This window comes from Trinickia sp., assembly GCF_035492435.1.
In the GTDB taxonomy this organism is placed as follows: domain Bacteria; phylum Pseudomonadota; class Gammaproteobacteria; order Burkholderiales; family Burkholderiaceae; genus Trinickia.
Genome location: NZ_DATJJF010000074.1, coordinates 1 through 9,856, shown reverse-complemented (window position 1 = coordinate 9,856; position 9,856 = coordinate 1). Strand labels below are relative to the sequence as shown.

Below are 9,856 nucleotides of genomic sequence, written 5' to 3'. Positions count from 1 at the left end.
TAAGCGGGTTTATGCCCGCTTCAGGAAGCCATGGCTGATGCCGCTCATCGTCGTGCCGGCACTGCTCGTGGCGCTCGTCCTTATCGCGCACATTCCGTACACCATCTACTTCGCCGACACCCGTTGGCTCATGTGGCTGCTAGGCCCGGCGACGATCGCATTCGCGGTACCCGTCTACGAATATCGGGAACTGATCAAACGTCACTGGCTGTCACTCGCGGCCGGCGTTACCGTCGGCATTGTCGTCGGCGTGGGTGGCTCCTTTGCGTTGGCGAAGCTCCTGCATGTCTCGCCGGACGCTGCGCGCAGCCTGTTGACGCGGTCTGTTTCGACGCCATTTGCGCTTGCCGTGTCGGAAGAGATCCATGCGCCGAAACAGCTCACCGCGCTCTTCGTCATCGCAACGGGCTTGGTCGGCATGTTCTTCGGTGAGTTCGTCCTCGCGCTGCTGCCGCTGCGCTCGCGCATCGCGCGCGGTGCGCCCTTCGGCGCGGCGGCCCATGCGATCGGCACGATCAAGGCGCGCGAGATCGGCAGCGAAGAGGGTGTCATCGCGAGCCTGACGATGATGATCGCGGGTGTGGTCATGGTGCTCATTGCGCCGCTCATCGGCTCGGTCTTCGGCAGCGCGCTCGGTTGACGCTGAACCGGCAGCGGCTCGCGCAGCTCCATGAGTTGGTAGCCGTCGCGGTTTCGATCCTTTTGCTACAATCCAACCCGTTTCCGAGGAGCGCTGCGACGGGGCACCCCGCCAGGCTCGGAAACTTCAAGCGGACCCCCGCATGCCCTCGTGGCGCGCAGGCGGCTCCATAGAACGGCGCTCACGTCTACTTTTTCTAGAAACCTTTTAGAAAGGAGGGCGTGATGAGCGCCGCTGTCTTCGAATCGAAAGAATCCCAGGATTTCGTCGTCGCCGATCTGTCGCTGGCCGACTGGGGCCGTAAAGAGCTGAACATCGCCGAGACCGAAATGCCCGGTCTCATGCAGATTCGCGCCGAAAACAAGGCAGCGCAGCCGCTCAAGGGCGCGCGCATCGCCGGCTCGCTGCACATGACGATCCAAACCGCCGTGCTGATCGAGACGCTGACGGCGCTCGGCGCCGATGTGCGCTGGGCCTCGTGCAACATCTTCTCGACGCAGGATCATGCGGCCGCCGCCATTGCGAAGTCGGGCGTACCCGTCTTTGCGTTCAAGGGCGAATCGCTCGACGAGTACTGGGAGTTCACGCACCGCATCTTCGAGTGGCCGAATGGCGAATTCGCCAACATGATCCTCGACGATGGCGGCGACGCCACGCTGCTCTTGATCCTCGGCTCGAAGGCTGAGAAGGATCGCAGCGTCATCGCGAAGCCTGCAAACGAGGAGGAAGTCGCGCTCTACAAGGCGATCGAAGGCCATCTCGCTGTCGATCCGGCCTGGTACTCGAAGCGTCTGTCGCAGATTCGCGGCGTGACCGAGGAAACGACGACGGGCGTCCATCGCCTGTATCAGATGGAAAAGGACGGCCGGCTGCCGTTCCCGGCGATTAACGTCAACGATTCGGTGACGAAGTCGAAGTTCGACAACCTCTATGGCTGCCGTGAGTCGCTCGTCGACGGTATCAAGCGCGCGACCGACGTCATGATCGCCGGCAAGATTGCCGTCGTGGCCGGCTACGGCGACGTGGGCAAGGGCTGTGCGCAATCGTTGCGCGGGCTAGGCGCGACGGTCTGGGTCACCGAGATCGATCCGATTTGCGCGCTGCAGGCGGCCATGGAAGGGTACCGCGTCGTGACGATGGAATACGCGGCCGACAAGGCCGACATTTTCGTGACGGCGACGGGCAACTATCATGTGATCACGCACGATCACATGAAAGCGATGCGTCACAATGCGATCGTCTGCAACATCGGCCATTTCGATTCCGAGATCGACGTGGCGTCGACGCGTCAGTACACGTGGGAAAACATCAAGCCGCAAGTCGATCACATCGTGTTCCCGGACGGCAAGCGCATCATCCTGCTCGCCGAAGGTCGCCTCGTGAATCTCGGCTGCGCAACGGGGCATCCCTCGTTCGTGATGTCGAACTCGTTCGCCAATCAGACGCTCGCGCAGATCGAGCTTTACACGCGTGGCGCGCAGTACGAAAACAAGGTGTACGTGCTGCCGAAGCACCTCGACGAGAAGGTGGCGCGTCTGCACCTTGAGCGCATCGGCGTGCAGTTGACCGTGCTGACGGATGATCAGGCGGGCTATATCGGCGTCGACAAGAGCGGGCCTTTCAAGCCGAATCACTACCGCTACTGATTTAGCCGAACGCCTTAAGGCGTAAAGGAGAGGGCGGCGGCGCGATCGTGACATGCTGTGCCGCATGCGGCCGGCATGGCCGAACGCGCCGCCCCTTTCTCCTCGGCGCAGGACCAATTGGAGCTTTAGATGACTTTGCTGCTGACCTGGGTGATCAACGCGCTTGCGCTCTTGATCATCACGTACCTCGTGCCGTCGATTCACATCCGTAGCTTCGGCACTGCACTCGTCGTGGCGCTCGTGCTCGGCCTTATCAACACGATTATCCGGCCTGTACTCATCGTGTTGACGCTGCCCGTGACGATCGTGACGCTCGGCCTTTTCATTCTCGTGGTGAACGCGCTGTGCTTCTGGCTGGCGTCGTCATTGCTGAAGGGGTTCGAAGTGACGGGGTTCTGGTCAGCGTTTTTCGGCTCCATCCTCTATAGCATCGTGTCGTGGCTGCTGTCGGCGTTGATTCTCGGCAATCGCAGTCTCGGCTGACGGCCAAGTCACGTCGCACGCATATGAATCCCATCGAAATCTCCTTCGAATTCTTCCCGCCGAAAACGCCCGAGGGCGTTGAAAAGCTGCGTGCCGCGCGCACGCAGCTCACGCGGCTCAAGCCGAAGTTCGTCTCCGTCACCTTCGGCGCTGGCGGCTCGACGCAGGAAGGCACCCTCGACACCGTCCTCGAGATTGCCAAGGATGGCCTGGAGGCCGCGCCGCATCTGTCTTGCGTCGGCTCGTCGAGGGACGCGCTGCGTGCGATCCTCGATCGCTATCGCGCCAACGGCATTCGCCACATCGTGGCGCTGCGCGGCGACCTGCCGTCCGGCATGGTCGAAATGGGCGAACTGCGTTATGCGTCGGAGCTCGTCGCTTTCATTCGCGCCGAGTACGGCGATTGGTTCTGGATCGAGGTGGCGGGCTATCCCGAATACCATCCGCAATCGCGTTCGCCGCGGCAAGATCTCGAAAACTTTGCCCGCAAGGTCAAGGCGGGCGCCAACTCCGCGATCACGCAATACTTCTACAACGGCGACGCCTACCTGCGTTTCGTCGACGAGGTACGCAAGCTGGGTGTGGATGTGCCGATCGTGCCGGGCATCATGCCGATTACGAATTACGCACAGCTCATGCGTTTCTCCGAGATGTGCGGCGCCGAAGTGCCGCGCTGGATCGCCCGCCAGCTGGAGAGTTTTGGCGACGATAGAGAGGCGATCCGGGCATTCGGGCTCGACATCGTCACGCAGCTTTGCGAGCGGCTCGTGAAGGAAGGCGTGCCGGGGTTGCACTTTTACACGCTCAATGCGGCCACGGCCAGCAAGGCGATCTGCGAGCGGCTCGGCTACGGGATCGATCAATAACCCAGCGGCTTCACGCTTGCCTCCAGGGCCTCGGCACCTGCGCCGAACCGAGCCGGTCCAATTATTTTCGGCCGCTTGTTCGGGTAATTAAAGGTCAGTAATATCCGCCTAGCCGGCGGGGCCGGACCACGACTTGGAGGAAGCATGAAGCCATTCCAGCTGTTGCGTGCTGCGCGAATCACCGCTTTCTCAGCCGCAGCCGTAGCGGTCTTCCTCGGCACGGCGACGATCTCGCACGCCGCGCCGATTCCGAATAAGACGCTCGTCTATTGTTCCGAGGGCAGTCCAGCCGGCTTCGATCCCGCGCAGTACACAACGGGCGTCGACTTCACCGCCAATACCTTCACCGTCTTCAATCGGCTGGTCGAATTCGCGCGTGGAAGCACGAACGTGGAGCCAGGACTCGCCGAGAAGTGGGATATCTCCCCGGACGGCAAGACGTACACGTTTCATCTGCGCCACGGCGTCAAGTTCCAGACTACGGCGTACTTCAAGCCGACGCGCGAATTCAATGCGGATGACGTCGTCTTCACATTCGAGCGGATGCTCGATCCGAATCAGGCATTCGCCAAGGCCTATCCGGCGACGTTCCCGTACATCACCGACATGGGGCTCGACAAGCTCATCAAGCGAGTCGACAAGGTGGATCCCTATACCGTTCGCTTCGAGTTGAACGATGTCAGCGCGCCGTTCCTGCAAAACATGGCGATGGAATTCGCTTCGATCCAGTCGGCGGAATATGCGGATCAGCTGCTGAAGCAAGGCAAAGCCGCAGAGATCAACCAGAAGCCGGTCGGCACAGGCCCCTTCATCTTCCGGAGCTACCAGAAAGACGCGACGATCCGCTTCGACGGCAACCCCGACTACTGGAAGCCGGACGCCGTCAAGCTCTCGAAGCTGATCTTCTCGATCACGACGGATGCGAGCGTACGCACGCAAAAGTTGAAGCGCGGCGAATGCGAGGTGATGGTCTATCCGAAGCCCGCCGATCTGGCTTCGCTGAAGGCAGATTCGAATATCGATCTCGCTTCGCAAGCGGGCTTCAACCTCGGCTATCTCGCGTATAACGTTCAGCATAAGCCGCTCGGCAACGTCGATGTGCGCCGTGCCCTCGATATGGCGATCAACAAGCCGGCCATCGTGGAGTCGGTCTACCAGGGCGCAGGGCAGCTTGCGACGAATCCGATGCCGCCGACGCAGTGGTCGTACGACAAGAACCTGAAGGCGGCGAGCTACGACCCTGACAAGGCGAAAGCGCTGCTCGCCAAAGCGGGCTTTCCGAACGGTTTCGAGCTCACTCTCTGGGCCATGCCGGTCCAACGGCCCTACAATCCGAACGCGCGGCTGATGGCCGAAATGATTCAGAGCGATTGGGCGAAGATCGGCGTCAAGGCCAGGATCGTCACGTATGAGTGGGGTGAGTACATGAAGCGCGCCCATGCGGGCGAACATGACGCGGTGCTCGTGGGCTGGACGGGCGACAACGGCGACCCGGACAACTGGCTCGGCACGCTGCTCGGCTGTGAAGCCGTCAACGGCAACAACTTCTCGAAGTGGTGTTATAAGCCGTTTGACGATCTCATCCAGAAAGGACGTGCCACGACGGATCGGGACCAGCGTACGAAGTACTATCGCGAGGCGCAGCAGATCTTCGCGGATCAGTTGCCGTTTTCGCCGATCGCTCACTCGACTGTCTATCAACCGACCACGAAGAACGTCGTCGACATGAAGATCGACCCGCTCGGCTATTCGCGTTTCGATGGCGTCAGCATGAAGTAATCGTTTCGCGCTACCGTGGCGGTCACGCAGTACCGCAGTACCGCAGCAACCGATCCGGCGACAGAGGCGGTAAGCCTCTCGTCGCCGGTCGCGTTTTTCTTCCAGCAAGTTAGAGGGACGAACCATGTTCCGATTCGTTTTGCGCCGCATCGGCATGGTGGTGCCGACTTTCATCGGCGTCACCTTGCTCGCGTTCGCGCTGATTCACTTGATTCCGGGCGACCCCATCGAAGTGATGATGGGCGAACGCGGTGTCGATCCCGCGTTGCACGCACAAGCCTTGCATCGGCTGGGGCTCGACGAGCCTTTGCCGATGCAGTACGTGCATTATGTCGGGCGCGCGCTGCACGGCGACTTGGGCACGTCGTTCATCACCGATACAAGTGTGATGAGCGAGTTCTTTTCGCGCTTTCCGGCCACCGTCGAGCTTTCGCTGTGCGCGATGCTTTTCGCGCTCGTCGTAGGCCTCCCGGCCGGCGTGCTCGCGGCGGTCAAGCGAGGCTCATTCTTCGATCACGGTGTGATGGGCACGGCGCTCACGGGCTATTCGATGCCGATTTTCTGGTGGGGCCTCATCCTCATCATGCTGTTTTCGGTAACGCTCGGATGGACACCCGTGTCGGGGCGCATCGCCGTCGAGTACGACATTCCACACGTCACGGGCTTCCTGCTTATCGATTCGCTGCTCGCGCCCGATGAGGGCTCGTTCAAGTCGGCTGTCAGCCATCTCGTTTTGCCGTCGATCGTGCTCGGCACGATTCCGCTCGCCGTCGTCGCGCGTATGACCCGCTCGTCGATGCTCGAGGTGCTGCGTGAGGATTACATTCGCACGGCACGCGCCAAGGGGCTTTCGCCGTTGCGCGTCATCGTCGTGCATGCGCTGCGCAACGCGCTGATTCCTGTCGTCACCGTCATCGGTCTTCAGGTGGGCACCTTGCTCGCAGGGGCTGTGCTGACAGAAACGCTGTTCTCGTGGCCGGGCGTCGGCAAGTGGCTGATCGATGCCATCAGCCGGCGCGACTACCCTGTCGTGCAGGGTGGCATTCTGTTGATCGCGACGTTGGTGATCGTCGTCAATCTCGTCGTCGATCTGCTCTACGGCGTGCTGAATCCGCGTATTCGCCATACACGCTGAAGGGGGCAAGCCACATGGCAGACATGCAAAATGCAATACCTGAGGCGGGGACGCCGCCCTCTGGCCGCGCGCTCGCTGTGCGCGAGTTCTGGTCGCACTTCTCGCGCAATCGCGGTGCAGTCGTCGCTGGCGTTATCGTTTTACTGCTCGTTTTGCTGGCGGTGGCGGCGCCTGTCGTCGCGCCGCACAGCCCGATCGAGCAATACCGCGATTTCGTCAAGATTCCGCCCGCGTGGCAAGACGGCGGCAACTGGCGCTTCGTGCTCGGCACCGACGAGGCGGGCCGCGACATACTATCTCGCCTCATCTACGGCGCGCGCATGTCGATCTGGATCGGCTGCGTCTCGGTCGTGCTGGCGCTCTTGCCTGGCATCGTGCTCGGCCTCACCGCCGCGTTCTTCGATAAGTGGGCCGATGCGCCCATCATGCGATTGATGGACGTGCTCCTTGCGTTGCCATCGCTGTTGCTGGCCGTGGCCGTCGTCGCCGTCATCGGCCCGGGCCTCGCCAATACCATGCTCGCGATCGCAATCGTCGCGCTGCCGGGGTATGTCCGGCTGACACGTGCTTCGGCGCTCTCCGAGCTGCAAAAGGACTACGTGACGGCCTCGCGCGTCGCAGGCGCCGGCACGGTGCGGCTCATGTTTGCTCAGGTTTTGCCGAACTGCGCTGCACCGCTCATCGTGCAGGCCACACTCGGTTTCTCCTCGGCGATTCTCGATGCGGCGGCGCTCGGCTTTCTCGGGCTCGGCGTGCAGCCGCCGACGGCCGAGTGGGGCGCGATGCTGGCCTCGGCTCGCGATTACATCGACAATGCGTGGTGGATCGTCACTTTTCCGGGGCTCGCTATCGTGATTTCCGTGCTCGCCATCAACCTCTTCGGCGATGGGCTGCGCGATGCGCTCGACCCGAAACTCAAGCGGATCAGCTGACATGAAACGATTCTCACAGTTGCTATGCTCGTTGCTCCCCGAGGGACGCTCAGTACGCTTGGGAGCACGCTGAGATGAGTGACCTTCTGACCCTGCGCAATTTGGCGGTCAACTTCGGCGGAGCACCCGCCGTCGACGGCGTGGACCTGACGGTGGCGCCCGGCGAGGTGGTTGGCGTCGTCGGCGAATCGGGCTCGGGCAAGAGCGTGACGATGATGGCCGTCATGGGCCTCATCGATCCGCCCGGTGTGGTGACGGCCGACGAGATCACCTTCGATGGCATCGATCTCTTGCATGCGTCGCCTCGCGCACGCCGGCGCGTCGTCGGCAAGGACATCGCCATGGTGTTCCAGGACGCGCTATCGAGCCTCAACCCCAGCTATACCGTCGGCTTTCAGATCAAAGAGGTGCTGAGGCTGCACGAAGGCTTGCGCGGCGCCGCGCTCGAGAAACGCACACTCGAACTGCTCGATCAGGTGGGTATTCCCGATGCGAAAAATCGCCTGTCGGCGTTTCCGCATCAGCTCTCGGGTGGCATGAACCAGCGCGTGATGATCGCGATGGCCGTCGCCTGCAATCCCAAGCTGCTCATCGCGGACGAGCCGACGACCGCGCTCGACGTGACGATCCAGGCGCAGATCATGGATCTGCTGGTGCAGCTGCAAAAGGAGCGCGGCATGGCGCTCGTACTGATTTCGCACGATCTGGCCGTCGTCTCCGAGATTGCGCACCGCGTCGCGGTCATGTACGCGGGCGAGATCATCGAGACAAACCGCGTTCCGGACATCTTCGCGAATCCGCATCATCCGTACACGGAAGCATTGCTTGCCGCGATTCCCGAACATAATTTCGGCGCAAAGCGTCTCGCCGCGCTGCCCGGCATGGTGCCCGGCCGCGACGACAGGCCAACGGGATGTCTCTTCGCCCCGCGTTGCAAGCACGTCGTCGACGATTGCTCGAAAGGCCGGCCCGCGCTTGCGCCGCTCGATGCCCATGACGCGGGGATGCGTGTGCGCTGCATCAAGCCACTCAATCTCGATGCGCTGCCGTTGCAGAGGACACACACGGCGACGCAGACACACGGAGACGAACGATGAGCGCAGTACCCGAGGCACCGCGCGCCGCGTCGAGCGAAGAGCAGGTGCTCGTCGCCGAAGGGCTCGCCAAGCACTACGCCGTGCGTCGTGGGTTCATGGGGCATGGCGTCGTGAAGGCACTCAACGGCGTGTCGTTTTCACTCGCGCGGGGCCGGACGTTGGCCGTCGTCGGCGAATCGGGATGCGGAAAATCGACGCTGGCGCGGCAACTGACGATGATCGAATCACCCAGCTCGGGGCGGCTCGTCATAGAAGGCCAGGCGGTGACGGGGGCCGACCGCGCAAAGCTCGCGGGACTCCGCCGCCGCGTCCAGATGGTGTTCCAGAATCCGTTTGCGTCGCTCAATCCGCGCAAGACCGTCGAGGCGACGCTTAACGAGCCGCTCGTGATCAACACGCCGATGAGCGCCGCCGAGCGTGCGGAGCGGATCGCGCAGACGATGCGCACAGTGGGGCTCAGGCCCGAGCATGCCAAGCGGTATCCGCACATGTTTTCGGGCGGCCAGCGCCAGCGCATCGCCATCGCGCGCGCGATGATGCTCGATCCGCGCATCGTTGTTGCGGATGAACCCGTCTCGGCGCTCGACGTCTCGATCCAGGCGCAAATCTTGAACTTGTTCATGGATCTCCAGGACCAGTTCAAGACGAGCTATGTGTTCATTTCGCATAATCTTTCCGTCGTCGAGCATATCGCCGACGAAGTGATGGTCATGTACTTCGGCGGTGTCGCCGAGCTGGGCGACAAGAAAACGATCTTCGCGAATCCGCGCCACCCGTACACGCGCGCGCTGATGTCGGCGACACCGGCCATCTTCGAATCCGACAGACGCGTTAGGATCAAGCTGCAAGGCGAATTGCCTTCGCCGCTCGATCCGCCGTCAGGTTGCGCGTTCCACCAGCGCTGTCCCTATGCAATCGAGCGGTGCCGGATCGAAGCGCCGGCACTGCGTGAAGTCGACGCTCGCCAAGTGGCCTGCCATCGCGCAGAGGAAGTGGGGGAGGTGAATGCCTGAAGCACGGGCGGCGCCATGTGTGCGCCGTTCTTCACACGACGGTTTGCGCGTTAGCGCGCAACCGGCGTGTTGGCTCGTGCTTAGTTTTGTGCCCGGTATCGTGCTTAGTTGCGTGCTCAGGTTCGTAGATAGCGTCACGCCCAGGTGCGTGCTCCGGCTAACGTTCATGCTCGCCGTGGTGCTTGCCGCCATGCTCGATCCGTCAGGCCCAGCGTCGATTACGCCGATTGCGGCAGCCCGCGCAGCCGGGTATGAGGCCGGGACC

9 protein-coding genes and 1 riboswitch are annotated in these 9,856 nt (G+C 62.2%); all 9 genes read left to right on the top strand.

The window, feature by feature from the left end:
* On the top strand, positions 1 to 640 hold a 640-nt coding region (locus VL598_RS05310), incomplete at its 5' end, for an LrgB family protein (RefSeq protein ID WP_325325648.1).
* Between the two features lie 79 nt (positions 641 to 719).
* Positions 720 to 830, top strand: a riboswitch (S-adenosyl-L-homocysteine riboswitch).
* A 34-nt stretch (positions 831 to 864) separates the two neighbouring features.
* Positions 865 to 2,286 carry an adenosylhomocysteinase gene (ahcY, locus tag VL598_RS05305; RefSeq protein ID WP_325325647.1) on the top strand — a complete coding sequence of 474 codons (1,422 nt, stop codon included), beginning with the start codon at positions 865 to 867 and terminating at the stop codon, positions 2,284 to 2,286.
* A 129-nt stretch (positions 2,287 to 2,415) separates the two neighbouring features.
* Positions 2,416 to 2,769 carry a phage holin family protein gene (locus VL598_RS05300; protein ID WP_325325646.1) on the top strand — a complete coding sequence of 118 codons (354 nt, stop codon included), beginning with the start codon at positions 2,416 to 2,418 and terminating at the stop codon, positions 2,767 to 2,769.
* Between the two features lie 23 nt (positions 2,770 to 2,792).
* A complete protein-coding gene (gene metF, locus VL598_RS05295) occupies positions 2,793 to 3,635 on the top strand; it encodes a methylenetetrahydrofolate reductase [NAD(P)H] (RefSeq protein WP_325325645.1) in 843 nt (280 codons plus the stop codon).
* Between the two features lie 144 nt (positions 3,636 to 3,779).
* Entirely contained in the window at positions 3,780 to 5,414 is a 1,635-nt protein-coding gene (locus VL598_RS05290; protein ID WP_325325644.1) for an ABC transporter substrate-binding protein, read from the top strand.
* Positions 5,415 to 5,538: 124 nt separating this feature from the next.
* Positions 5,539 to 6,549 (top strand): ABC transporter permease subunit, encoded by a 1,011-nt coding sequence (locus VL598_RS05285; protein WP_325325643.1) that lies wholly within the window; start codon positions 5,539 to 5,541, stop codon positions 6,547 to 6,549.
* Positions 6,550 to 6,563: 14 nt separating this feature from the next.
* Positions 6,564 to 7,481, top strand: coding sequence for an ABC transporter permease subunit (locus tag VL598_RS05280; protein ID WP_325325642.1), 918 nt, complete (start codon positions 6,564 to 6,566; stop codon positions 7,479 to 7,481).
* Between the two features lie 74 nt (positions 7,482 to 7,555).
* Complete coding sequence (locus tag VL598_RS05275) at positions 7,556 to 8,578, top strand: ABC transporter ATP-binding protein (RefSeq protein ID WP_325325641.1); 1,023 nt, start codon at positions 7,556 to 7,558, stop codon at positions 8,576 to 8,578.
* Positions 8,575 to 9,591 carry a peptide ABC transporter ATP-binding protein gene (locus tag VL598_RS05270; RefSeq protein ID WP_325325640.1) on the top strand — a complete coding sequence of 339 codons (1,017 nt, stop codon included), beginning with the start codon at positions 8,575 to 8,577 and terminating at the stop codon, positions 9,589 to 9,591. The genes VL598_RS05275 and VL598_RS05270 overlap by 4 nt, the downstream gene beginning before the upstream one ends.
* The last annotated feature ends 265 nt before the right edge of the window (positions 9,592 to 9,856 follow it).